Here is a 25,365-nt window from a genome sequence, read left to right as displayed (position 1 = left end):
GACATATTTCGACTTGTATAACGTATTCCATAAAAAAAGACGCCTTTATTAAGACGTCTTTTCTTCTTCGCTTTGTGAAACTAGCACTTCACGTGGTTTACTTCCTTCATAAGGACCAACAATTCCTCGTTGCTCCATTGCGTCAATTAGCCTAGCCGCTCGCGTATATCCAATTCTGAAACGACGTTGAAGCATTGAGACGCTTGCTGATTGCATTTCGGTAATCAATTGCACTGCGTCATCATAGAGGTCATCGTCCACTTCTTCATGAACATCATTTTCTTCATCGGGGATCATCTCTTGCTGATATTGTGCTTTCTGTTGGGTGATACAATGATCTACGATTCGTTCTACTTCTTCATCAGATAGGAACGCACCTTGAACTCGTGTTGGTCGGTTTGACCCTACAGGTGTGAATAGCATATCTCCCCGTCCGAGTAGCTTCTCAGCTCCTCCAGAATCCATGATTGTCCTAGAATCAGTAGCAGAGGAAACACTAAACGCAATTCGTGAAGGAATATTCGCTTTAATGACTCCTGTAATGACATCAACACTTGGGCGCTGGGTTGCGATAATCAAATGGATTCCTGCAGCACGAGCCATTTGAGCTAATCGGGTAATCGCATCTTCTACGTCGTTAGATGCTACCATCATTAAGTCGGCTAATTCATCCACTAAGACAACGATATAAGGAAGCTGTGGCTGTTCTTCACCTGTTTCAGCGTTATGTTTCTTAATATATTCATTGTAGCCTTCGATGTTACGCGTTGAGGTATCTGAGAATAGCTCGTACCTTCTTTCCATTTCCGCGACAACTTTCTTAAGAGCTTTAGAAGCTTTTTTCGGGTCTGTCACAACCGGGCTTAACAAGTGTGGGATGCCGTTGTAGACGTTCAACTCTACCTTCTTCGGGTCAATCATCATCATTTTCACCTCATGTGGCTTTGCGCGCATAAGAATACTAGTAATGATGCCGTTAATACATACACTCTTCCCGCTTCCTGTAGCACCAGCTACGAGCAGGTGAGGCATTTTGTTAAGCTCGGCCACTACAGATTCTCCTGAGATGTCGCGCCCTAGCGCGAAGCTTAGCTTCGACTCATCTTTCTTAGCAGAATCAAGCACCTCTCTCAAGGAAACCATTGCGACTTCTTGGTTTGGCACTTCAATTCCAACGGCTGACTTACCTGGAATTGGGGCTTCTATTCGAATGTCTCTCGCAGCCAATGCCAGCGCTAGATCGTCACTTAAATTCACAATCTTACTTACTTTCACGCCGACATCAGGGTACACTTCATACTTTGTAACAGAAGGTCCAACGTGTACCTTAGTCACTTTAGCCTTTACCCCAAAACTATGAAAGGTTCGTTCAAGCTTCTTCACTGTAGCTTGAATTTGAGAGCGTTCCTGTTGTTGGGTGTTGTGTGTTGGTTCTGCAAGTAAATCTGCAGATGGCAACACATAATCAACATTTTCCACTTCAGCCAACGGTAACGGCGTAGTATAGCCCTCCCCTTCCTCTCGGTCGTCAGCTGAATTAGACGGCGTGGAAGGAGATTGTGATGATGCTTGTTGTTCTTCTTCTTTCACTGCTTCTTCATTTTGTTTCGAGTAAGCGACTGATGTGAAATCTTCAATAATCGGTTCGTGTTCGTTACCTTCCTCGTCCTCATATGAATACGTTCTGTCGATATCCGTTTCCTCTTCAGAGCTTACGTTTGACGAGGCATTCGATTGTTTAGAGCGCCTTGTCTTTTTCGGTTTCTGAGTATTCTTTGACTGAATGCTGTTCCACTGGTCAACACCAAACGCACGTACTTTCTCCCATAATGTGTGGAGCATGTTCCCAATCGACCAATCGGTCATGAAGATGACACCGATGATAAAGGCAAAGAACGCAACAATCTTCGCCCCAGCTGGCGCAAAGAGATAATACGTAAATGCAAAGAGTGCGCCACCAATTATGCCACCGCCGAGCTGAACAGCTGGAATGTCCCCACTCACATAACCTCCATAATGCTTCCATGTCGTTCGCAAGATGGACGGTTCTACGCTGTTGTTCATAATCTCTTCAAATGTCTGAACGTGGGTGAATAATAAAATGGAAAGAAACACAATGTAAAATCCTATTAAACGTTTATGTAAAAAGGCGGGTGTCTTGCGCTTAACCATTAGATAAATTCCCGTACTTAATAAGAACAACGACACGACAAAATACCAAATTCCAAAGAAGAAATGAAATAGATGTTCTAGTCCAAGGGGAATGGCTCCTCCCGCTACAACACTTGCACCACTTCCGAAAATGGCAAGAAAGACAAGGAGTAAACCAATTAATTCATACTTGACTTGTTCTTTCACAGATGATGGTTGGTTCTTTTTTTTCTTTCGCTTTTTTGCCATGGTTTCACCTCTTTCTCGTAAAGAAAAGCAGCCGGTACAAACAGGCTGCTTTTCCATTTTATTATACCATAGCGACGTATAATAGAACATCTATTCTATTGGAGTTTTATTGAGGCACCTGGGGTATAGGAGGTATTCAAATAGTCCGATGGGTCTGTCGACATCAGTTGAACGATTTGATACGTTCCATCTTGTTCTTGACGCACTTTAACCGTCTTGCCTTCAACGTCAAGGATTTGATGGTTGCTATACGCTTGTTCATCGTCCTCGTAGATATCATGGTGAGATAATGGCGTGTACAAAATCATTGAATCACCTGTGTCTCATCGCCATTCGATTTAGAGCCTTTAGTTTCGTTAATCATCGTATTTAATTTTTTGATGGCTTTTGCAACGCCGCCAATTTCGTTAATCAATCCGTATTGGACCGCATCCGTTCCTTCTACATTGGTTCCAATGTCACGGGTTAGGTTCCCTTTAGCGAACATAAGCTCTTCAAGCTTATCTTTCTCAATATTTGAATGGTTGACTACAAACTTTAATACCCTATCTTGCATTTGATCTAAGTACTCAAATGTTTGAGGAACTCCAATCACAAGCCCCGTTAAACGCACTGGATGAATCGTCATGGTCGCGGTTTCTGTAATAAAAGAATAATCAGTTGAAGTGGCAATTGGAACCCCAATGGAATGCCCACCACCTAGTACAATGGATACCGTCGGCTTAGATAGCGAAGCAATCATCTCAGATATCGCAAGACCAGCCTCCACATCGCCACCGACCGTGTTCAACAAGACAATGAGCCCTTCAATTTTAGGATTTTGTTCAATTGCGATGATCTGCGGGATGAGATGCTCATATTTAGTTGTCTTGTTCTTTGGCGGGAGCTGGACATGCCCCTCAACTTGACCGATAATTGGCAGGATATGAATATTAGAATCTGGAGCTTGCGCTACAGAAGATTGACCTAACTGCTGAATCTTCGACATAAGAGCGGAGGCTTTATTTTGATCTTGGTCCTGGTCTTGTTCTTCTTTGTTCGGCTGCTCTTCATTGTTCATCATGAAATCGCTCCTCTACATGGTTTTTTTTAGTATGGGCAGACGTCACTAAACCATGCAGTAGGAACAAAAAAAGAAGCCTGTGCCTTTGCACAGACTTCTTATAGAATTCTTATTGAATTAATTGAGCTAACGTTTCACGCTCTTCTTTCGTAAGTGGAACCAATGGCAGGCGCACGCCACCAACATCCATTCCTTTCATTTGAAGAGCAGTCTTCACAGGGGTTGGAGAAGGTGCCATGAAACATCCGTGCATAATCGGTAGGATTTGCTGGTGAATCTTCGCTGCATCTTTCGCGCGTCCTTCATCAACCGCTTTAAGCATCTCTTGCATCTCAGTTCCAATTACATGCGCTGATACGGATACCACGCCAGTCGCACCAATGGAATAAGATGGAAGTGTCATGCTATCTTCCCCTGTGTATACAGAGAAATCATCATCTGTTCTTGAAAGTATTTCAGTCATTGCATCTAAGTCCCCGCTAGCATCTTTAATGGAGACAATGTTGTCGATGGATGCGAGACGAACAATCGTATCTGTGTCCATCGAGATGACAGAACGTCCTGGAATGTTGTAAAGCATAACAGGAAGTTTCGTCTCGTTCGCAATTGTAGAGAAATGTTGATACAACCCTTCTTGGTTTGGCTTGTTGTAATAAGGTGCAACAAGCATTATTCCATCTACACCTAGCGCTTCTGCTTTCTTTGTCAGTTCAATTGAAGCGTGTGTGTTGTTGCTTCCGGTACCAGCAATGACAGGAACTCGGCCATTTACAACTTCAACGCTATGCTTAAATAACGCTAGCTTCTCTTCAGAGGTCAAAGTAGGAGACTCACCAGTAGTCCCTCCCACTACAAGGCCATCTGAACCATTGTCTAATAAGTACTGAATTAATTTAGTCGTTTTCTCGAAATCAATGTTTCCGCGGTGATCAAAAGGCGTCACCATTGCGGTTAATACTTTACCAAAATTCACGCAAAATCTGCTCCTTCCGTTATTCCTTTAAGTCGAGTTCGAAGGTGTGGTGAAGGGCATTGACTGCTTTCACAAGGTCTTCATCTTTCACGAGTACCCATATGGTCGTATGTGAATCTGCTGATTGCAAAATGTTTACCCCTGCTGCTGTAAGTGTGCCGACAATCTTCGAGGCGATGCCGGGTACACCGGTAATGCCTGCTCCTACGGTAGAGACCTTCGCACATCCATACGTAATCTCCGGCTCATATCCAAGTCCTGATAGGATAGATTTCGCTTTCTCTACTGCGACTTCTGGAATCGTATAAATAACACCAGACGGAGAGATATTGATGAAGTCAACAGATATTCCCGCTTCAGCCATAGACTTAAACACATCCGTCTGCAGTTGATATGGCTCTTCTTTCGCGGTCACTTTTATTTGAGCTATTCCAGACATATGTGCAATCCCTGTGACGAAACGGTCCGGGATATCTTGGCCGTGCTCGTTACTTCTAGTCTGAGTAACAAGTGTGCCATACTCTTCGCTATAAGTTGAACGAACTCGAATAGGCACTTTCGCCTGCATGGCAATTTCAACCGCTCTTGGGTGAATAACCTTTGCTCCTTGGTAAGCTAGATTAACGATTTCATTATATGTCATCACAGACAGTGGACGAGCAGATTCTACGATACGCGGGTCAGCAGTCATTATCCCTTCAACGTCCGTAAATATATCCACATAATCAGCTTGAAGAGAAGCACCTAACGCCGCCGCGGAAGTATCACTTCCCCCACGACCAATCGTCGTTGTTTCAAGAGATTCCGTTTGTCCTTGGAAGCCAGCCACGACCACGACATCATGATGAGTTAGTTCAGACAAGATTCGGTCTGTCTTCATGGCTTTGATCTTCGCTTGGGTGAAATCATCATTTGTGACAAAGCCCGCCTGAGCGCCAGTTAATGCAATCGAACGAAGTCCCGCTTGGTTCAACTCATTCGAGAACACCACGCTTGAGATGACTTCCCCACAAGAGACGAGAAGGTCTTGTTCGCGGTTTGAGACACCATGGTTCGGATAATCAATTAAATTTAAGAGCGTATCCGTTGCATAGGGGTCTCCGCTTCGGCCCATTGCCGAAACGACCACGACAAGCTTATACCCCTCATTCTTTGCCTTTTGGATATGTTGGATAGCAAGGGAGCGTCCCTCCTCATTACGGACGGACGTTCCCCCAAATTTTTGGACGAGTATATTCATGTTGACACCTCAAACCTTATTGTTCTATTTGTAACCATTGATGTTGGACGAGGCTTTCTGCAATCTGAACCGTGTTCCATGCAGCGCCCTTTAATAGATTGTCAGATACAACCCATAGATGGAAGCCACGGTCGTGATCTGGGTCTTTACGTACGCGACCAACAAATACATCACGCTTTCCTTCTGCGTCTAATGGAGTCGGATAGGTTTGACTTGCTGGGTCATCCATTAGAGTAATCCCTGGTGCGTCGTTTAATTGACCGTGTAGATCTTCAACAGTGAGTCCATCTTGTTCCACCTCTATATAAACACTTTCTGCATGGGATGTAAAGAATGGTAGACGGACACACGTTGCAGATACAGGTAGTTCCGCCATGTGCATAATTTTCTTCGTTTCATTAATCATTTTCATTTCTTCGAATGTATAGCCATTGTCTTCGAACTTATCGATTTGCGGAAGTGCGTTAAAGGCAATTGGAAAATGCTTCTCATCCCCTTTTACAGGAAGTACGGAAGCTTCAACTTCATTATTTCCTTCAAGCATTTGCTTTGATTGTTCACGAAGCTCATCGACTGCTTCATTCCCAGCCCCTGATACAGCTTGATACGTGGAAACGAGTACACGAGATAATCCGTACGCTTCACGTAATGGCTGAAGTGCAGCCACCATTTGAATCGTCGAGCAGTTCGGATTTGCAATTATACCTTTATGACTTCTAATATCTGATTCGTTCACCTCAGGTACGACGAGAGGGACCTCTTCATCCATACGATAAGCGCTAGTGTTGTCTACAACAACTGCACCACGTTTAACAGCTTCAGGTGCTAGCTGCTTCGACACAGATCCACCTGCAGAAAAGAGTGCAAGATCAATTCCCTCAAAGCTATCTGGAGTCGCTTCTTCAACAGTTAACTCCTCACCCTTATAAGAGACCTTTGCTCCTGCTGAACGACTTGAAGAAAGTAGCGTTAACTTTTCTATAGGAAAGTCTCTATCCTCTAGTGTTTCTATAATTTTTTGACCTACGGCTCCTGTGGCGCCTACTACGGCTACATGGTATAGGTTCGTATCTGCCATAATCGATTTCTCCTCTCTTCCTGTCGTCCTTGTTATGGGACGGTTCACAATGTAAAATTAGTAAACCTCATTGTATCATAATCGCTTCATACAGGATATAGAGAAACATCGTACTTACTAAGTTCTTTCTATGATGACAGGTTGCACTTGCTTATATTCTAAAGCCGCTTCAACTGTCCGTGTGAGTAATGACATATCAGCAACCATTGAATTTGGTTTTTTGACTGGGTCATCTTGACCATATGGAACGAAGAAGATATTCTTTGTGGCCATGAGACGCATTAAATTCACACCATTTAACCCAAGAGCGTCGTTTGTAGATATTCCGACCACCACAGGTTTCTGGTTTCTTAATGTTGCTTTAGCAGCCATGAGTACCGGTGAATCTGTTAACGCATTCGCCATTTTACTCATAGAATTTCCCGTTAACGGTGCTATAATCATGCAGTCAAGGGGACGTTTCGGTCCAAGTGGTTCTGCATCTGGAATCGTTGTAATTAGTTTCTCTCCTGTAATTTCTTCAAGCTTCAGAAGGTGCTCCGTTGCATCCCCAAAGCGAGTATCCGTCTTCTGTACTGTATACGATACAACAGGAACGACGGTTGCGCCTAAATCGATAAACTCTTGCACTTGAGGGAAGACATCAGCGTATGTGCAATGTGATCCAGTCAATCCAAATCCAATCGTTTTATTCTCCCACATGTTGAGAACCCCTTTCTCCTATTTCCTCAATTAATATCTGTGAAACTACTGTCGCCAAGATATTTCCCGCAGTCTTCGGAGCAACAATCCCTGGCAATCCAGGCGCAAGCAATGCCTTAATGCCTCGTTTCTCTGCATAACGGAAATCTGTTCCACCAGGCTTTGAAGCGAGATCAAGTATAAGTGTATGGGAAGGCATATGTTGAATGACCGCTGCTGTTACAACCTGTGCTGGAATGGTGTTAATGACCATATCACAATCGGCTACAGCATCCTTAAGGCTATGAAGAGGAAATGGTTTCAGCCCCATCTCATATACACGTGCTAGGTCTTCAGTCTGCCGAGCACCTACTGAGACATCAGCTCCTAAAGCATGAAACGAACGAGCAACACTCATTCCAACTCTCCCTAAGCCAAGTACAATCACCTTAGAGGAGTGAATGGTGTAATCTGTATGTTGAATAGCCATCATAATTGTGCCCTCTACTGTAGGAATAGAATTATAAATAGCTACATCATTACGGTCGAATAAAGGGATGAGCTTACGCTTTTGTTCATTAGATAACTTCGTTAAATAATCATTTGTAATTCCTGTGAATAGAACACACTGTTCCTTCGTTTTCCCGACCCATTCTTCTGTGAGCTGCACTGTTTGATTTGAGAAGATGGTGTCTACGTGGCCTTCAAGATTCGTCCCAGGTACCGGAAGCACAATCGCATCAAGCTGATCTGGTTCAATGTCATCTAGCTCAACTTGCTTTGCACCTGTAAAGCCGTGGTCTAATTGGTCAAACCCAACGAGATACAAACTTGCATCCCATTCGCTTAATCGACGAATCACTTCTAATTGTCGAGCATCCCCACCAATGATGGCAATCGTATATCCTGTCAGCATGTATGTCGTCACCTCTCAACCGCTAAATGTCTTGATTCTCTGTTATCGTATGTCGCGAGAGGGGAAAGGTGAATGACCATGCAAAGCTTATAAGAACATAAAAAAAACAGCCTGCATTAGGCTGTTTAGTTGCTTGAGTCATTGGGTTCAACAATGATCATGTCTTCTCCAATTGTCTTTATATCTTTCCAGTGCAATTGCACCGATTCTCCTTCTTTCTTCATTCCAAACCACTTATAGTTCGGAATATGAAACGAGTGGATTCGTCCTGTTTCTGGATCAATCTCTAAATCCGTTTGACCAAGAACACCTAGACGGGCACCATGACGAACATCGACAATCTCTTTCCCACTTAAATCCCGGAACCTCATCCGCCAACCTCCTTCTCTTTATATGCTATGACTCTAGAAGAATGGCTATGTAAAGGAAACACCTCTTTCTACACAAAAAAAGGGAAGGCCATCTAGACCTCCCCTTCATCTATTATGTGTTTTCAGGTGAAATAAGCGCTGATGCCGGCTCATTGGTGAACACATCTTTAACAATGCGATCAATCGTTGTGTGATTTACCCCATCAATTTGTTCAATCAGTTCATCCAGTGAGCGATGTCTACGAAGTAACAATTCGTTCTTCCCATTACGACTCATTCGACTATTTGTACTTTCAAGACTCAATAGTATGTTGCCTTTAAGTTGTTCCTTACTATTGGTTAATTCTTTGTCACTTAACCCATTACGAACAAGCTGTTGCACCGTCTCTTCAATTGTATCTTTGAGTTCGGTTAAGTAGTTTTTCCCTGTTCCTCCGTAAATGGTCAATAAGCCACTGTCAATGTGGGAGCTATGATAGGAGAACACCGAATACGCAAGTCCTCGCTGTTCACGAACTTCTTGGAACAGTCTTGAACTCATGCTCCCTCCTAGTACGTTATTGAAGACAACCAAGCTAAATATGTCTTCATGGTGTAGAGATACACCGTTGTACCCAAGAGTCAAGTGAGCTTGCTCTGTATCTTTCTTACGAGCAATATGTTCACCTTGGAAAGATGGAAGAATCAGTGAAGATTGCTTCTTGCCCGTTGTATAAGAGCCGAAGATCTGCTCGATTTGAGAGATAAACGCATCACTTACATTCCCAGCAACTGAAATTACGATATTCTCTGGCGTGTAGTTTTCTTCCATATAAGCTTGTATGTGTTCTTTCGTAAAGGAGCGAAGCGTCTCCTCTGTCCCAAGAATTGGGTAACCTAACGGGTGATTCCCATAAGTAGCTTTCGCAAGTAAGTCATGTACAATATCATCAGGTGTGTCTTCTGCCATATTTATCTCTTCAAGTACAACTTTCTTCTCTCGTTCCATCTCTTCAGGGTCAAAGGTTGAATGAAAGAACATGTCTGATAACACATCAAGCGCTGTGTCTCGATGATGGTCTAGTACTTTAGCGTAGTAACAAGTGTATTCTTTCGATGTGAATGCATTAACTTGGCCACCAATTGAATCAAAGGCCTCTGCGATATCTTTCGCAGAACGCTTCTTCGTACCTTTAAAGAACATATGTTCAATGAAATGAGAAATACCATTGTTCTCTTTCGTCTCATTACGCGAGCCTGCTAACACCCATAAACCGATTGTCACTGATCGAACCGTTGGAATTTCTTCCATAACGATTCGCAATCCGTTTGAGCACGTATATGTTTTAACCAAATCAAGTCCTCCTACTTTCCGTTGTCGGCAACTATTAGTCGTTCCGCTCTTCTTTCAACAAGGATGGAACGGTGCCGATTTTATACTCTTTCTCTTTAATCTCACGAATCAGTACATCTAAGCCGTTCGCCACGGGAGGTGTAGGATGCATGAGAATCGTCGCCCCGTTATGAATCTTTGAGAGCACTCGGTTCACCATCACATCTGTCGTAGGTTTCTTCCAATCCACGGTATCCACCGTCCACAGAATTGTTTCCATGCCCAGTTCGTCAGCTATCTGCACAACTTGATTGTTATAACTGCCACTTGGAGGAGCAAAGTATAGAGGTGACTTTCCAATGATGGCCTTCAAGATTTTATTCGTTTCTTCTATTTGATAGCGTATCTCCTCATTCGTCAATGTATTCATATCTGGATGATTATACGCATGATTTCCAATGACATGACCTTCTTCTCCAATCATTTTGACCAGATTCACGTGTTTGTTCGCCCATTTTCCTTCCACGAAGAACGTGGCTTTCACCTCATGCTCCTTTAACGTTTCCAATATGGTTGGAATGTGTTCTTCTCCCCACGAAACATTAATTAAGAATGAAACCATCTCTTTCTCAGGATTCCCCCTATAAATTGGCGAAGCGCTTAACTCTTCTAAATGGACCTTAGGCTTAACAACATCATAGACAAGCAGGTCTTCGCTGAACTCCCCACTTTTCTTCATCTTTTGATAGGATTTCTCAATGTTGACTTTACGGCCGTTAATACCCGGTGTCTTCTTCCACACCGAGTCAATAGAAGCGTCCAAAGCAGGCCGTTCATAATCTGCTGCTCGTTCTTCAATTTCTTTGTAAAGAGGGTCATTCTCCCCTTGTACGGCTATAGTAGATTGTTTAATCGATGCTATGTATTGTTGTGAGAATGGGTTTTCAAACATTTCGTAGGAAATGAACACTAAGACAGCAAACAGCGCGATGTGTACAATGGTTCTTCTCAAAACTTAAATCCCCCCTCACTACATCACTATGCATAGGTGGGACAAGGTAGAACGGGAAGAATTTGGATATAGAAGGGCAAAAAAAAAGAAACTGGCGGGACCAGTTTCTTCTTCTATTGTTGGGAGGATTCTTCTTTACTTTGTTGTTCTTTCAATACTTCTTTTCTTGAAAGGTTCACGCGGCCTTGGTTATCAATTTCTTTAACCTTGACTAGAATCTCATCACCAACTGAAACGACATCGCTCACTTTGCCAATGCGCTCTTCAGCCATTTCGGAAATGTGGACAAGTCCTTCTTTTCCTTTGAATAGCTCAACGAATGCACCAAACTTTTCGATTCGTTTCACTGTACCAAGATACATTTGACCTACTTCCACTTCACGAACAAGGTCTTCAATAATCTTCTTGGCTACTTCGTTGCTTGAGGCATCTGTAGAAGAAATAAACACAGTACCGTCTTGTTCAATATCAATCTTGACGCCTGTCTCTTCAATAATCTTGTTGATTTGCTTACCGCTTGGTCCAATGACATCACGAATCTTGTCTGGCTTAATTGCCATAGTAAGAATCTTCGGAGCGTACGTAGAAAGCTCTTCACGAGGTTCCTGAATCGTCGCCATCATACTCTCAAGGATGTCCATACGACCTTTCTTAGCTTGTGTAAGTGCCTCTTCAAGAATCTCACGGGAAAGTCCGTCAATCTTAATGTCCATTTGAAGTGCCGTAACTCCTGCTGCTGTTCCGGCTACTTTAAAGTCCATATCGCCTAAAGCATCTTCCATGCCTTGAATATCCGTTAGTACGGTGTAGTCATCACCAGACTTCACAAGTCCCATTGCGATACCTGCAACAGGTGCTTTAATTGGAACCCCAGCGTCCATCATAGCGAGTGTACTTGCACAAATACTAGCTTGTGAAGTAGAACCATTTGATTCGAGTACTTCTGAAACAAGACGAATAGTGTAAGGGAAATCTTTCTCACTTGGTGCTACCGCTTCAAGAGCGCGTTCACCTAAAGCTCCATGTCCAATCTCACGACGACCTGGTGCACCCATACGACCTGTCTCACCAACACTAAATGGTGGGAAGTTATAGTGGTGCATGAATCGTTTTGATTCTTCTAGGTCTAGACCATCAAGAATTTGAACATCCCCTAAGGCACCTAGTGTACATACACTCAATGCTTGAGTTTGTCCACGTGTGAACAATCCAGAACCGTGGGTACGAGGCAACACGCCTACACGAGAAGAAAGTGAACGAATCTCATCTGGCTTACGGCCATCAGGACGTACTTTCTCTTTCGTAATAAGGCGACGAACTTCACCTTTAACGATCTTATCGAGTACATCTTTTACTTTCTTAAGTGTCTCTTCATCTGTTTCTGCTTCTTCATAAGAGGCAATCACTTCGTTTTTCACTTCAGAAATCGCTTCATCACGTGCGTGCTTCTCTTCCGTCTGAATGGCTTTCACAAGCGCGTCCTTTGCTTTCCCTTCTACTTCTTCGACAAGGTCAGCTTCAGGTTGGAATAGTGTGACTTCCATCTTCTCAACACCAATTTGAGCACGAATCTCCTCTTGGAACTGAACAAGACGTTTAATTTCTTCGTGACCGTACATGATTGCTTCTAGCATTGTTTCTTCCGGCACTTCGTCCGCACCAGCTTCTACCATGTTAATGGCATCTTTCGTACCAGCAACCGTCAAGTTGATGTCACTCTTCTCTTGCTGTTCGATAGTTGGGTTGATTACGAATTCGCCGTCAACGCGACCGACAATCACACCAGCAATCGGTTCTTGGAACGGAATATCTGAAACTGTAAGTGCTAATGAAGAACCTAGCATTGCAGCCATTTCAGAAGAACAGTCTTGATCAACGCTCATTACAGTACTTACGACCTGAACATCATTACGATAGCCGTCCGGGAATAGTGGACGAATTGGACGGTCGATTAAACGAGAAGCTAGAACTGCCTTCTCACTTGGGCGACCCTCACGTTTAATGAAGCCTCCAGGAATTTTCCCAACTGCGTATAAACGTTCTTCATAGTTGACCGTTAATGGGAAGAATGGTAAATCTTTTGGTTCTTTAGATCCTGTAGCCGTAGATAGTACGGAAGTGTCTCCGTAGCTTACCATGACCGCACCGTTAGCTTGTTTAGCTAATTCGCCAAACTCAACGTTTAAGGTACGTCCGGCTATATCAATGGAGAAAACATGTTTTTCTTCTGCCATGATTACTTGTACTCCTCTCAGTCAATAATGAGATAGTTATAAAAGCATAAGAGTCATCTTATGTATAAATTAAGGTATAGAAAAAGCGGGAAATACTCCCGCTTTTTTCATACTTAACGACGTAATCCTAGTTTTTGAATAACATCACGGTAACGAGTGATATCATTGTTACGTAGGTAGTTTAAAAGGTTACGACGTTTACCTACCATTTTTAGCAAACCACGACGAGAATGGTGGTCTTGCTTATGAGTGCGTAAGTGCTCGTTAAGTTTTGTAATCTGTTCAGTTAGGACAGCGATTTGAACCTCTGGAGAACCAGTGTCATTATCGTGCTGTTTGAACTCACTGATGATTTCATTCTTGCGTTCTTTAGTGATAGCCATCCTATTCACCTCCTAAAATTTTAGAATCCCCAATTCCCGAGCAAGCGTCGGTGACCTCAACTTGCCAAGCAATGGTTGTCATACGTTTTATAGAATACATGTTTTACTCATAAATTGCAAGGGGTTATGTCGAATCTACTCAAAAAAGTTACGAATCTCACGTTCGTCTGCCTTTAATTGTTGAACAAGTTGCTCTACCCCATTGAATTTTGTTTCATTACGAATAAAGGCATGCCATTCTACACTTAGCTCTTCCCCGTATAAGTCTCCCTGAAAATCGAAAATATAAACCTCTACAGAGAGCTTTTTTTCGTCTTCATAGAAGGTAGGCTTATAACCGACGTTCGCCATCCCATTGTAGATCTTGTCTCCTATATGAATACGTACTGCATAAACGCCTACTTTAGGAATTAAATAATCCTTGTGTACATCTATATTCGCTGTAGGGAATCCAATTGTCCGTCCACGTTGGTCACCCTTTACGACAACACCGCGATTCGTATACGGACGACCAAGGAGGTCTTTCACGTAAGAGATGTCGCCTTCTTTAAGGTGATAACGAATAAGGGAAGAGCTGATTTTCTCTTCGTCACTCATCACCTTCTGGACTGTCGTTTGCTGCAATTGTTCACGGGAGTGAAATGGCAAGGTTTCCATATTCCCTTTCCCCATGCGTCCATAGGAGAAATCAAATCCTGCAACGACATGTGTCACATGTAAACCAATGAAAAAGTGATCGACAAATTCTTGAGGCAGCAGTGCTGCTAAGTCTTCGTTAAAGGTTACGACGTACACACGATCGACACCGAGCTCTTTCAACAAGCGAACCTTTTCGTTCAAAGGAGTAATGAGCTGAACATGTTGTTCTTTCCGCTTTAAAACTATGGAAGGGTGTGGATCGAATGTCATAACCGCACTTTCCTTGCCTTCCAATCGTGCTTGTTCAATCGCAGTCTGAATGACTTTCTGGTGACCTTTATGGACCCCATCAAAATAACCGACTGCAAGCACCGTTTCAGGAAGGTTCTCTCTTTGCAAGTTATGGGGGTATTGAAGTGTTATTGTTTCCACAGCCTTCACCTACTTTATCCGTTCTACTCGTATTGAAATACACGAACGGGCTTAATTAAATTCGGTTTCGTCGGATGGATTTGATAAATAGCAAGCATACGTCCATCCTCACTCATCATACAAAACGGATTCGTCTTCGGCAACTGTTTTGGAACTGGAAAGACAGAACCGTGGTAAACTTTCTCTTCATGATCTGGTTTGACGGTCACACGACTGTAGTGACGCATCCCTCTCTCAAGGGGCTCAAGATGCCGTTCTACTTCACCTAATTCAGCGAACCGTTCAATCGCATCAAATGTCAGCGCTTCTTCTTGAACAAAGGAACCTGAGGCTGTTCGAACCAAGTTCGACATATGAGCTGGATAACCAAGCGCTCTTCCAATGTCTACACATAACGTGCGTATGTATGTCCCTTTAGAGCATGTTATTCGAATCGGGAATGTAACCCCTCCGTCGTCTGTATAAGAAAGTCTCTCTTCCATCAATTCAATAGAACTAATGGTGACTTCACGCGCTGGGCGTTCTACTTCAATTCCTTCACGAGCATATTCATAGAGACGCTTTCCGTTCACACGTACCGCAGAGTAAAGTGGAGGAATTTGCGTAATAGGACCAGTAAATTCATCGAGTACGTTTCGTACATGTTCGATGGTTAACTCAGTTGACACTTGAGCTTCTTCGATTACAGCTCCTTCACGATCTTCTGTTTCAGTTGCTTTCCCGAGATAGACTTCTGCCTCATACGTCTTTGCTGATTCAGTCACATAGGATGCCAATTTAGTTGCCATCCCTATACACATAGGCAATACCCCTTCTACATCTGGGTCAAGCGTTCCAGTGTGACCGACTTTTTTCGTGCCAAGTATGCGTCTTAAACGATTGACACAGTCGTGAGAGGTCATGCCTTTTGGTTTCCATAATGGCAATATACCATGCATGCTAGTGCCTCCTGTTCATGGATGATTGGTTGCCTGTCTTTATTTCGTCTTGTTACTAGGAACTGCTGTTGTATTCATAACTCATAGAAAAAGGATAGACAAAGGTGCCTATCCTATCTGTTCCACTAACTTTTGTATGCTGGGGTTTTAGAAAATGAGGTTTCAGTCTTGTTCTACGTTAAGACTTCTAAACGCTCATTGAACACGACACCAGATTACGAATCAGATGAGTCGTTCAAGTCATTGATAATCGTTTCAATACGGTTACCATACTCAATCGCTTCATCAAATTCAAATGTAATCTCAGGCGTCTTACGAAGACGGATTCGCTTCCCAATTTCAGAACGGATGAACCCTTTCGCCTTCGCTAAACCAACTAACGTCTCTTGTGTCTTATTCTCATCTCCAAGTACAGAGATATAGACTTTAGCTTGTTGTAAGTCACCAGATACACTAACATCTGTTACGGTAACGAACCCAACGCGTGGGTCTTTAATCTTTCGGCTAATAATGTCTCCAAGCTCTTTCTTCATTTGCTCTCCGACACGATTTGCACGTAAGTCACTCATGTGTGTTCACCTCAATCTTAAGGACAGTGTTTAAAGCCAAGTAAAGGAATTCGTCGTCACTTCAATTTCAGGGAAAGAGTCAAGAAAAGCTAACACACGGTTTAATTCTTTCTCAGCACTAACCTTACTACTAGAGATCGTGACGAATCCTAATAACGTTCGCTGCCAGAGGTCCTGGTAATCCAGTTCACTGACAGCAACGTTATATTCCTGGCTTGCTCGGACAAGCACTCGTTTAATTACCGAGCGCTTCTCCTTTAAAGAGTGGGCATCATAGATGATACATTCCACTTCTAAAGAGCCAATCATGTGCGTTTAATTTCTTCCATGACATAAGCTTCAATGATGTCGCCTTCTTTAATGTCATTAAAGTTCTTAATCGTAATTCCACACTCATAGCCTTTGTCTACTTCTTTTACGTCATCTTTATAACGTTTTAGCGCGTCAATCTCACCTTCAGTTTGAACAACGCCATCACGAATTAGACGGATAGAAGAGTTACGCGTGATTTTACCATCGATTACATAGCTACCTGCAATCGTACCGACTTTAGAAACTTTAAACGTTTCACGGACTTCTGCTTGACCAATTACTTTCTCTTCGAATTCTGGGTCAAGCATTCCTTTCATAGCAGCTTCAATCTCTTCCATAACTTTATAAATGATACGGTGAAGACGAATGTCTACCTTCTCAGTTTCAGCTGTACGCTTCGCATTTGGCTCTGGACGTACGTTGAATCCAACAACAATCGCATTAGATGCTGACGCAAGGATTACGTCTGATTCTGTTACAGCACCAGCGCCTTTGTGAATAATTTTCACTTTAACGCCTTCTACATCAATTTGCTGTAGAGAGGACGCCAACGCTTCTGCAGAACCTTGTACGTCTGCTTTAATGATGACATTAATTTCTTTCATTTCCCCTTGCTTAATCTGTTCAAACAGATCATCAAGGCTTACTTTAGTATTATCTCCACGATTCTCTACAATCTTGCGTTGTTGACGTGCTTCCCCTACAGAACGAGCTTTCTTCTCGTCTTCAAACACAACGAAACGGTCGCCCGCTTCAGGAACATCACTCAAGCCAGTGATTTCTACTGGTGTGCTAGGTGGAGCAGTCTTCACGCGACGGCCGATGTCGTTAACCATGGCACGAACGCGACCAAATGTGTTTCCAACTACGAGGGAATCCCCTACGTTTAATGTCCCGTTCTGAACAAGAAGGGTAGCGACAGAGCCACGCCCTTTGTCAAGTTGCGCCTCGATTACAGTACCTGTAGCGGCACGGTTCGGGTTGGCTTTAAATTCTTCTACTTCGCTAACCAATACAATCATTTCAAGTAGGTCGTCGATGCCTTCCCCTTTAACAGCAGAAAGGTGTACGAAGATTGTCTCCCCACCGAATTCTTCTGGAACAAGTTCATATTCCATAAGCTCTTGCTTCACTCGGTCCGGGTTAGCGCCTTCTTTATCCATTTTGTTTACAGCGACAATGATTGGTACCTCGGCTGCTTTCGCGTGGTTAATCGCTTCAACAGTTTGTGGCATAACACCATCATCCGCCGCAACGACGATGATTGCGATATCTGTAACTTGAGCCCCACGGGAACGCATGCTAGTAAAGGCAGCGTGGCCTGGAGTATCAAGGAATGTAATAGGTTTACCGTTTTCTTCAACTTGGTAAGCCCCGATATGCTGCGTAATACCGCCAGCTTCCCCTTCTGTCACTTTCGTTTTACGAATTGTGTCTAGAAGAGTCGTTTTACCATGGTCAACGTGTCCCATGATTGTCACAACTGAAGGACGAATCTGAAGGTTTTCAGGTGCATCCTCTTCGTTAATGTACACATCTAGGTCTGTTTCATCAACGACAACCTCTTCTTCAACCTCAACATTAAACTCTCCGCAGATAAGCTCAATTGAGTCTGCATCGAGGTCTTGGTTTTTCGTTGCCATAACACCTAAAGACATTAATTTCTTAATGATCTCAGAAGAATCTTTATTCAGCTTTTCTGCTAATTCTGCAACTGTTAAAGACCCACTGAATGTAATCTTTTCAGGTGTTGGCTTTTGCTGACGTTGAGGTCGTTGTCCTCCTTGATTTTGATTCCGCTTCTGATTCTGGTTGTTCTGTTTACCTTTTCTCACGTGGTCACCCTTTTTAGTAGTTTTAGTTTTATTCGCCTTTGGCTTTGATGTCTCGTCTTTGGATGGTGCGAATACTTTATCTAAGTTCTTTTTCGTTTCGTCTGTAAGTGTAGACATATGGTTCGTCACTTCGATCTTCAACTCCCCAAGCTTCGTCAACACTTCTTTACTGGAAACGTTTCGCTCTTTGGCATATTCGTACACACGCATTTTTGCCATTCCATCACCCCCGAATAGATTCAATCGAGCATAGATGTGATTTTAGATGCGAAACCACGATCTGTAATAGCTACTGCTACTCTACCGGTTTTACCAATCGCATTGGATAACGTGTCGCGGTCATCGACTTCACGAATCGGCACTCCATAAGATTGACATTTGTCCATTAGCTTCTTCTTAGTGTTTTTTCCTGTATCGTTCGCTAACAAAACCAAGTAGGCTCGTTTTTGTTGAATATCACGCACAATTGCATCTTCCCCGAACGTAAGTTTCCGTGCACGGGCTGCGATGCCTAACACATTTAAATAAGGACTATTCACTCTTGTTCCCCTTAACTATAGACAGTAGCTCATCGTATAGAGAGCTGTCTACTTTCGCATTTAAATGGGTTGAGAGAATGTTCTTTGTGCGCGCTGTTTCGATGACCCCTTCATCTTTTGAAACATACGCTCCGCGTCCATTCTTCTTCCCGGTTTCATCTACGAAGACTTCCCCTTCTTTGTTTCGTACTACGCGAATGAGGCTCTTCTTTGGAAACATTTCTTTCGTTACCACACACTTACGTAGTGGCTGCTTCTTGGAAGTACTCATGCTCATACCTCCTTAGTCATGGAAAGGATTATCTTCAATCGCAGAGTAGAAGGAATCTTCTACAATGTCTTCTTCGTTAATTTCTTCATCTTGAGCAAGCAGGCCTTCTTCACGAGCTTCTGTTTCACTCTTAATGTCAATCTTCCAACCAGTCAATTTCGCAGCTAGACGTGCGTTTTGACCGCGCTTACCGATGGCAAGAGAGAGTTGATAGTCAGGAACAATCACAGTTGTTGCTTTGTCCTCTTCCTCTACAAGTACTTTCAATACTTTAGCAGGGCTAAGGGCATTTGATACGTATACAACTGGGTCTTCAGACCATTGAACAATATCAATTTTCTCGCCTTTTAATTCGTTTACAATTGCTTGTACACGACCACCGCGCTGACCTACACAAGAACCTACTGGATCAATCTCAGGGTCTGGAGCGTATACAGAAATCTTAGAGCGGTCTCCCGCTTCACGAGCAACAGAAGTAATTTCAACTGTGCCGTCGTAAATTTCAGGAACCTCCATCTCAAAGAGACGCTTCAATAGACCTGGGTGTGTACGGGACACGTAGATATGAGGACCCTTGTTTGAGTTCTCAACTTTAGTCACATACACTTTAATGCGGTCATGCACGTGATATTCTTCTGTTGGCATTTGTTCTGCAACTGGAAGACGTGCTTCTACTTTACCTAAATTAATGTAAGTAAAACGAGCATCCTTACGTTGAATAATGCCAGTCATGACATCATCTTCACGGTCAACATACTCACTAAAGATTACACCTCGCTCCGCCTCACGAACACGCTGTGTGACGACTTGCTTAGCCGCTTGTGCTGCAATACGACCGAAATCTTTCGGTGTTACTTCAATCTCAAGTACGTCATCAATGTCGTAGTTTGGATCGATTTTCTTTGCTTCGTCAATGGACATTTCCTGTTGAGGATCAAGCACTTCCTCAACAATCTGTTTACGAGCGTAAACGTACATGCCACCGGATTTTTCATCTAAATCAACGCGTACATTTGTAGCTGATTTAAAGTTTTTCTTATAAGCAGAGATTAAGGCAGCTTCAAGTGCTTCCATGAGCACTTCTTTGTTAATGCCTTTTTCTTTCTCTAAATAATCAATTGCGTCAAATAGCTCGCTACTCACCGTAGTGGCCCCCTTTAATTAAAACTAACTGCTAGTCGAGCTTTGGCGATATTCTCGTATGGAACCTCAACTGTTTTCTTTCTCGTTTTTACTTTGATTTCAATTGAAGCGGTATCGTTTTCGAAGGAAATAAGCTTCCCTTCAAATTCTTTTTCGTCATCAATCTTATTATAGAGCTTCACATGAACCTGGTGTCCCACATGTTGTTCGAAATCTTCTTTCTTAGTTAAAGGACGCTCAGCTCCTGGTGATGCTACTTCTAAAAAGTAAGGGAAGGTAATGGGATCTTCCTCATCTAGTTTCTCACTAAGTTGCTCACTGACCTGGCCGCACTCTTCGATGTCAATGCCACCTTCCTTGTCTACGTAGACACGCAGGAACCAATTCTTCCCTTCCTGTGTAAACTCCACATCTACGAGTTCAAGGTTCATGTCATCTACAATTGGCTGCACGAGCCTTTCTGTTATCTGCTTCATATCAGGATTACCCAATTTGAGCTCCCTCCTTTACTGTAATACTCTGTATATTTTGACGTCAAAAATTCCCTGCTGGCAAGTCAGCAGGGAATAACATCAAAAACAAAGGTAGTAAGTAATACGAAAGAGTGGGTTACCCCACTCTTTAAGTCTAGTCGTATCTTATGTCATACCTCTTGAAATATACCATACATCAGCATGAATGGCAAGCCGTGTATTAGAACAAGGATAACTGGTTCTGGTCCGGAAGACCTTCTAAGCATCCGTGATTGTCTAAATATTCGAGTACGGTCTTTGAAATACGACTCCGTTCACGCAAGTCTTCTTTCGACAAGAACTCCCCATTCTCTCGTGCATTCACGATGTTAATAGCCGCGTTCGTACCTAGGCCATCAATCGAATTGAATGGAGGAATGAGCGTGTCGCCCTCGACGATAAATTCAGAAGCTTTCGAGCGATACAAATCAACAGATTGGAACTTGTACCCTCTCGCAGTCATCTCAAGTGCCAATTCCAACACGGTGAGTAAACTCTTTTCTTTCGGTGTAGCATCTAGCCCTTTTTGAGTAATCTCTTCGATACGCTTTCCAATCGCATCTTTCCCTTTCACCATCGTATCAATGTCGAAATCACTCGCACGTACGGTGTTATATGCTGCGTAGAAGTAAATTGGATAGTGAACTTTGAAGTATGCAATCCTTACAGCCATAAGAACATAGGCAGCTGCGTGTGCTTTCGGGAACATGTATTTAATCTTCTTACAAGACTCAATGTACCAGTCCGGCACACCATGCTTCTTCATCTCTTCAATCCATTCATCCTTCAACCCGCGACCTTTACGAACAAACTCCATAATGGTGAAAGCCATAGAAGGATCAAGTCCTTTATGCATGAGATAAACCATGATGTCATCACGACATCCGATTACTTCAGATATGGTACAAATTCCATCATTAATAAGCTGGTCGGCATTTCCTAGCCATACATCCGTACCGTGGGAAAGGCCTGAAATAATGACAAGTTCAGAGAAGGTTGATGGCTTTGTATCTTCTAGCATCTGCCTTACAAATCGCGTACCAAACTCAGGTACACCGAGCGTGCCTGTCTTACACATAATGTCTTCAGGTGCGACGCCAAGCACTTCTGGTCCACTGAAAATCTTCATAACCTCAGGGTCATCTGTCGGGATAGTCTTCGGATCAATGCCACTCAAATCTTGCAACATACGGATAACAGTTGGGTCATCGTGCCCAAGAATATCTAACTTTAACAAGTTATCGTGAATAGAGTGGAAGTCAAAATGCGTCGTCATCCATTCAGACGTTTTATCATCCGCCGGATATTGGATTGGCGTAAAATCGTAAATCTCTTGATCATCTGGAACAACAATGATTCCACCTGGGTGTTGTCCTGTTGTTCGCTTCACTCCGGTACACCCTTGGACAAGACGTTCTACTTCGGCATTCTTAAAGTGAAGGTCATGGTCTCCAGCGTAGCCTTTCACATAGCCAAAGGCCGTCTTCTCAGCTACTGTACCAATCGTACCGGCACGATAGACATTCTCTTCTCCGAATAGAACTTTCGTATAGTTGTGCGCACGTGGCTGATACTCCCCAGAGAAGTTCAAGTCAATATCCGGAACTTTGTCACCTTTAAATCCAAGGAACGTTTCAAACGGAATGTCCTGTCCGTCTTTCACATATGGAACGTTACAATCAGGACAATCTTTCTCAGGTAAGTCGTAACCTGAACTTACAGAACCATCTGTGAAGAATTCAGACTTCTGACACTGTGGACAAACGTAATGTGGCGGAAGAGGGTTTACCTCTGTAATCTCCGTCATCGTCGCAACGAGCGAGGAACCAACGGACCCCCTCGAACCTACAAGATACCCATCGTCTAAGGATTTCTTAACAATCTTCTGTGAGATTAAATAAATAACGGCAAATCCGTTCCCAATGATACTCTCAAGCTCTTTCTCTAATCGCTTCGTTACGATCTCTGGAACAGGTTCACCATAGATACTCTTTGCTCGGTCGTAACTCATTTGACGAATTTCGTCGTTAGCCCCTTCAATGTTCGGAGTATATAAATCATCTTTCACCGGCTTCACATCATCGACCATGTCTGCGACTTTTTGTGTGTTCGCAACAACGACTTCTTTCGCTTTATCGACTCCGAGAAACTTGAACGATTCAATCATCTCTGGTGTCGTTTTAAAATGTACGTCTGGCTGTGTCTGTCGATTCAATGGATTTCCGCTTTGAGAAGCAACGAGAATTTTCCGGTACATTTTCTCATGAGGGTCAATGTAGTGCGTATTTCCTGTTGCTACCGCTGGCTTTCCTAATTCATCAGCCATGTCTACAAGATTCTTTAATATATCATATAAATGTGCTTCATTTCGCACGAGTTCCTTCTCAATCAGGTGATAGTAATTTGATGGTGGCTGAATTTCAATGTAGTCATAGAATTGAGCCACTCGTGCCGCTTCGTCCTTTGATTTCTGCATCATGGCTTCAAAGACTTCACCTTTGTCACATCCAGAGCCTACAAGAACGCCTTCACGCAGCTTGTTCAACTGAGACCTTGGGATACGAGGCACACGATAGAAATAGTTCACATGAGCCATAGAAACAAGCTTATAAATATTTTTCAAGCCTTCTTGCGTTTGTGCAAGCAGAATGGCATGGAATGGACGCGCTCGTTGATAAGCATTGCCTTCGCCCATGTATTTATTAAGCTCATTATGATTATGGATCTCTTTTTTCTTCGCAGCTTCTTTCACAAGCTTCCACATTAAATATCCAGTTGCCTCAGCATCATAAATTGCACGGTGGTGCTGGGTTAACTCAATGTCGAATTGTTTACAAAGCGTATTGAGTCGGTGATTCTTCAAATTTGGTAATAAGAGACGTGCTAGCTCAAGTGTATCAATGACCGGGTTCTTCGCATGCTCGCGGCCTATCTTCTCAAGTCCTGCGTTCAAGAAGCCCATATCAAAGCTTGCGTTGTGGGCGACTAGTATAGAATCACCCATCCATTGGTAGAAATCCTCAATCACTTGCTCTACTTCTGGTGCATCTTTCACCATGTCGTCTGTAATACCTGTTAACTCCGTTGTCGTATCTGACAATGGCTCGTGGGGGTTTGCAAAGGATTCAAAGCGGTCAACAATCTCTCCTTCTCGAACCTTAACTGCTGCAAGCTCAATAATGGTGTCATAAACTGCGGAAAGACCTGTTGTCTCAACGTCAAAGACAACATATTCGTCTGTCGCAAGATTGCGGTCTTGCTCTGAATAGGCAATCGGCACACCATCATCTACAATGTTCGCCTCAATCCCGTAGAGCACTTTCACACCGTGCTTTTGACCTGCGCTATAAGCTTCTGGATAGGCTTGTACAACACCGTGGTCAGTAATGGCAATTGCCTTATGGCCCCAATCAGCCGCTTGTTGAATTAGCCTCGAAGCAGATACAGTCGCATCCATCTGGCTCATAGCGGTGTGTGCATGGAGCTCAACACGCTTTTCTCCTTCAGCCGCTTGGTCCATACGCTTCACAGGCTTCACTTCGTTTAAGTCGCTTGCCATCATCGTTAACTCGTTCGTGAAGTTATCGGTTTGAATCTTTCCTTTCGCTTTCACCCACATGCCCTTCTTCACACGACCGAACTTCTCCACGTCTTCATCTCCACGGGAGAACATCTTCACAGAAAGTGAATCGGTGTAATCAGTCATTTTAATGATCAAGAGGCTACGGCCAGAGCGTAATTCACGTACTTCTACATCAAAGATATGACCTTGAATAACCATACGATTCTCTTCTTCTTGTATGGTCTCCATTTGTTCAGGGGCTTCCTTAATGTTATACCCAAGAAGTAGTGGTCCTTCGTGTAACACTTCTTCATCATCTTTTGATTTCTGCTCTTTATCATGAATGGCTTTCTGTACAAGTGTGCGGTCTTCTTCTGAACGCTGTTCTCTAAACTTCTTCAAGTCTTCTTCTGATGAACGAACGCTAATCGTTAACGCATATTGAGAAGCACCCACCATTGTACAGAATTGTTGGAAAGGCTCTGTTAGCCTCTTCTTCAATGCTTCTGATTCAGCTCCGTTCCGCGCATAGATGTGAAGTTTACCTCCATCCACCTCTGGTACTTGCTCATAGAGCACCCCTTTATACGCCGGTGACAGGTCAGGAATTGATTGAACAAAATGCTGCCAATAATCACCTATCTGCTCATCAGACAACGTTTTATCGGTTGTCGTGATAGACCAGCGAACGGTTGCTAAATGACGAAATGCTTCCATCAGTTTGGATGAGAAGAGTTGATACACATCTGGGGGTAAGATGGTCTCAATGTGAAATTGAAAGATCCATTCTTTCGTTACTTTGTTTACTACAAGACGTGTCAGGTAACTTTCGCTGAAATAGTTCTCGACTACTTCTACCGGCATATTAATCTGTTCAAGTAACACGCTCATTTTTTCTTTTTGTGACAGGTTTGCCATGCTAATTTCCTCCCCGGTTTAAAGCAAAAGAT

At 43.2% G+C, this 25,365-nt stretch carries 23 protein-coding genes; all 23 read right to left on the bottom strand.

Annotation, left to right across the window (positions count from 1 at the left end):
• Nucleotides 1-48 precede the first annotated feature (48 nt).
• Nucleotides 49-2,400 (bottom strand): FtsK/SpoIIIE family DNA translocase, encoded by a 2,352-nt coding sequence (locus tag H513_RS0105470; protein WP_026799833.1) that lies wholly within the window; start codon nt 2,398-2,400, stop codon nt 49-51.
• Between the two features lie 95 nt (nt 2,401-2,495).
• On the bottom strand, nt 2,496-2,708 hold the full coding sequence (locus H513_RS0105465) for a YlzJ-like family protein (RefSeq protein WP_026799832.1): 213 nt from the start codon (nt 2,706-2,708) through the stop codon (nt 2,496-2,498).
• The gene (locus tag H513_RS0105460) at nt 2,705-3,460 is read right to left on the bottom strand and encodes a ClpP family protease (protein WP_036769333.1); all 756 of its coding nucleotides are present in this window, start codon (nt 3,458-3,460) and stop codon (nt 2,705-2,707) included. Before H513_RS0105460 ends, H513_RS0105465 begins: the two co-directional genes overlap by 4 nt.
• A 112-nt stretch (nt 3,461-3,572) precedes the next feature.
• Nucleotides 3,573-4,436 (bottom strand): 4-hydroxy-tetrahydrodipicolinate synthase, encoded by an 864-nt coding sequence (gene dapA, locus H513_RS0105455; RefSeq protein WP_026799830.1) that lies wholly within the window; start codon nt 4,434-4,436, stop codon nt 3,573-3,575.
• Nucleotides 4,437-4,455: 19 nt separating this feature from the next.
• The gene (gene dapG / locus H513_RS0105450; RefSeq protein WP_026799829.1) at nt 4,456-5,676 is read right to left on the bottom strand and encodes an aspartate kinase; all 1,221 of its coding nucleotides are present in this window, start codon (nt 5,674-5,676) and stop codon (nt 4,456-4,458) included.
• Between the two features lie 16 nt (nt 5,677-5,692).
• Entirely contained in the window at nt 5,693-6,754 is a 1,062-nt protein-coding gene (gene asd, locus H513_RS0105445) for an aspartate-semialdehyde dehydrogenase (RefSeq protein WP_026799828.1), read from the bottom strand.
• 117 nt (nt 6,755-6,871) lie between these two features.
• Complete coding sequence (dpaB, locus tag H513_RS0105440; RefSeq protein WP_026799827.1) at nt 6,872-7,456, bottom strand: dipicolinate synthase subunit B; 585 nt, start codon at nt 7,454-7,456, stop codon at nt 6,872-6,874.
• A complete protein-coding gene (gene dpaA / locus H513_RS0105435; RefSeq protein WP_026799826.1) occupies nt 7,443-8,351 on the bottom strand; it encodes a dipicolinic acid synthetase subunit A in 909 nt (302 codons plus the stop codon). Before dpaA ends, dpaB begins: the two co-directional genes overlap by 14 nt.
• A gap of 125 nt (nt 8,352-8,476) precedes the next feature.
• A complete protein-coding gene (locus tag H513_RS0105430; protein WP_026799825.1) occupies nt 8,477-8,722 on the bottom strand; it encodes a YlmC/YmxH family sporulation protein in 246 nt (81 codons plus the stop codon).
• 112 nt (nt 8,723-8,834) lie between these two features.
• Nucleotides 8,835-10,055 (bottom strand): M16 family metallopeptidase, encoded by a 1,221-nt coding sequence (locus H513_RS0105425; protein ID WP_026799824.1) that lies wholly within the window; start codon nt 10,053-10,055, stop codon nt 8,835-8,837.
• Between the two features lie 34 nt (nt 10,056-10,089).
• Nucleotides 10,090-11,046, bottom strand: coding sequence for a polysaccharide deacetylase family protein (locus tag H513_RS0105420; RefSeq protein WP_026799823.1), 957 nt, complete (start codon nt 11,044-11,046; stop codon nt 10,090-10,092).
• Between the two features lie 113 nt (nt 11,047-11,159).
• Nucleotides 11,160-13,280 (bottom strand): polyribonucleotide nucleotidyltransferase, encoded by a 2,121-nt coding sequence (gene pnp, locus H513_RS0105415; RefSeq protein ID WP_026799822.1) that lies wholly within the window; start codon nt 13,278-13,280, stop codon nt 11,160-11,162.
• 113 nt (nt 13,281-13,393) lie between these two features.
• Nucleotides 13,394-13,663, bottom strand: coding sequence for a 30S ribosomal protein S15 (rpsO, locus tag H513_RS0105410; RefSeq protein ID WP_026799821.1), 270 nt, complete (start codon nt 13,661-13,663; stop codon nt 13,394-13,396).
• A gap of 135 nt (nt 13,664-13,798) precedes the next feature.
• Nucleotides 13,799-14,734 carry a bifunctional riboflavin kinase/FAD synthetase gene (gene ribF / locus H513_RS19635; RefSeq protein WP_036769273.1) on the bottom strand — a complete coding sequence of 312 codons (936 nt, stop codon included), beginning with the start codon at nt 14,732-14,734 and terminating at the stop codon, nt 13,799-13,801.
• A gap of 23 nt (nt 14,735-14,757) precedes the next feature.
• Nucleotides 14,758-15,672, bottom strand: a complete 915-nt coding sequence (truB, locus tag H513_RS0105400) for a tRNA pseudouridine(55) synthase TruB (RefSeq protein ID WP_026799820.1) — start codon at nt 15,670-15,672, stop codon at nt 14,758-14,760.
• Nucleotides 15,673-15,887: 215 nt separating this feature from the next.
• The gene (gene rbfA / locus H513_RS0105395; protein ID WP_026799819.1) at nt 15,888-16,241 is read right to left on the bottom strand and encodes a 30S ribosome-binding factor RbfA; all 354 of its coding nucleotides are present in this window, start codon (nt 16,239-16,241) and stop codon (nt 15,888-15,890) included.
• 30 nt (nt 16,242-16,271) lie between these two features.
• Entirely contained in the window at nt 16,272-16,550 is a 279-nt protein-coding gene (locus H513_RS0105390) for a DUF503 domain-containing protein (RefSeq protein WP_026799818.1), read from the bottom strand.
• Nucleotides 16,547-18,607 (bottom strand): translation initiation factor IF-2, encoded by a 2,061-nt coding sequence (gene infB, locus H513_RS0105385; RefSeq protein ID WP_026799817.1) that lies wholly within the window; start codon nt 18,605-18,607, stop codon nt 16,547-16,549. Before infB ends, H513_RS0105390 begins: the two co-directional genes overlap by 4 nt.
• A gap of 20 nt (nt 18,608-18,627) precedes the next feature.
• Complete coding sequence (locus H513_RS0105380) at nt 18,628-18,927, bottom strand: YlxQ family RNA-binding protein (RefSeq protein ID WP_026799816.1); 300 nt, start codon at nt 18,925-18,927, stop codon at nt 18,628-18,630.
• Nucleotides 18,920-19,198 carry an RNase P modulator RnpM gene (rnpM, locus tag H513_RS0105375; protein WP_026799815.1) on the bottom strand — a complete coding sequence of 93 codons (279 nt, stop codon included), beginning with the start codon at nt 19,196-19,198 and terminating at the stop codon, nt 18,920-18,922. The genes H513_RS0105380 and rnpM overlap by 8 nt, the downstream gene beginning before the upstream one ends.
• A 12-nt stretch (nt 19,199-19,210) precedes the next feature.
• Entirely contained in the window at nt 19,211-20,341 is a 1,131-nt protein-coding gene (nusA, locus tag H513_RS0105370; protein WP_026799814.1) for a transcription termination factor NusA, read from the bottom strand.
• Between the two features lie 14 nt (nt 20,342-20,355).
• Entirely contained in the window at nt 20,356-20,817 is a 462-nt protein-coding gene (gene rimP / locus H513_RS0105365; RefSeq protein ID WP_026799813.1) for a ribosome maturation factor RimP, read from the bottom strand.
• Nucleotides 20,818-21,034: 217 nt separating this feature from the next.
• Nucleotides 21,035-25,333, bottom strand: coding sequence for a PolC-type DNA polymerase III (locus tag H513_RS0105360; protein WP_036769280.1), 4,299 nt, complete (start codon nt 25,331-25,333; stop codon nt 21,035-21,037).
• Nucleotides 25,334-25,365: the final 32 nt, after the last annotated feature.

Origin of the sequence: Pontibacillus halophilus JSM 076056 = DSM 19796, from assembly GCF_000425205.1 — a bacterium.
Taxonomy (GTDB): domain Bacteria; phylum Bacillota; class Bacilli; order Bacillales; family BH030062; genus Pontibacillus_A; species Pontibacillus_A halophilus.
Note: the sequence above shows the minus strand (reverse complement) of the source record. Positions and strands in the feature narration are given on the sequence as shown.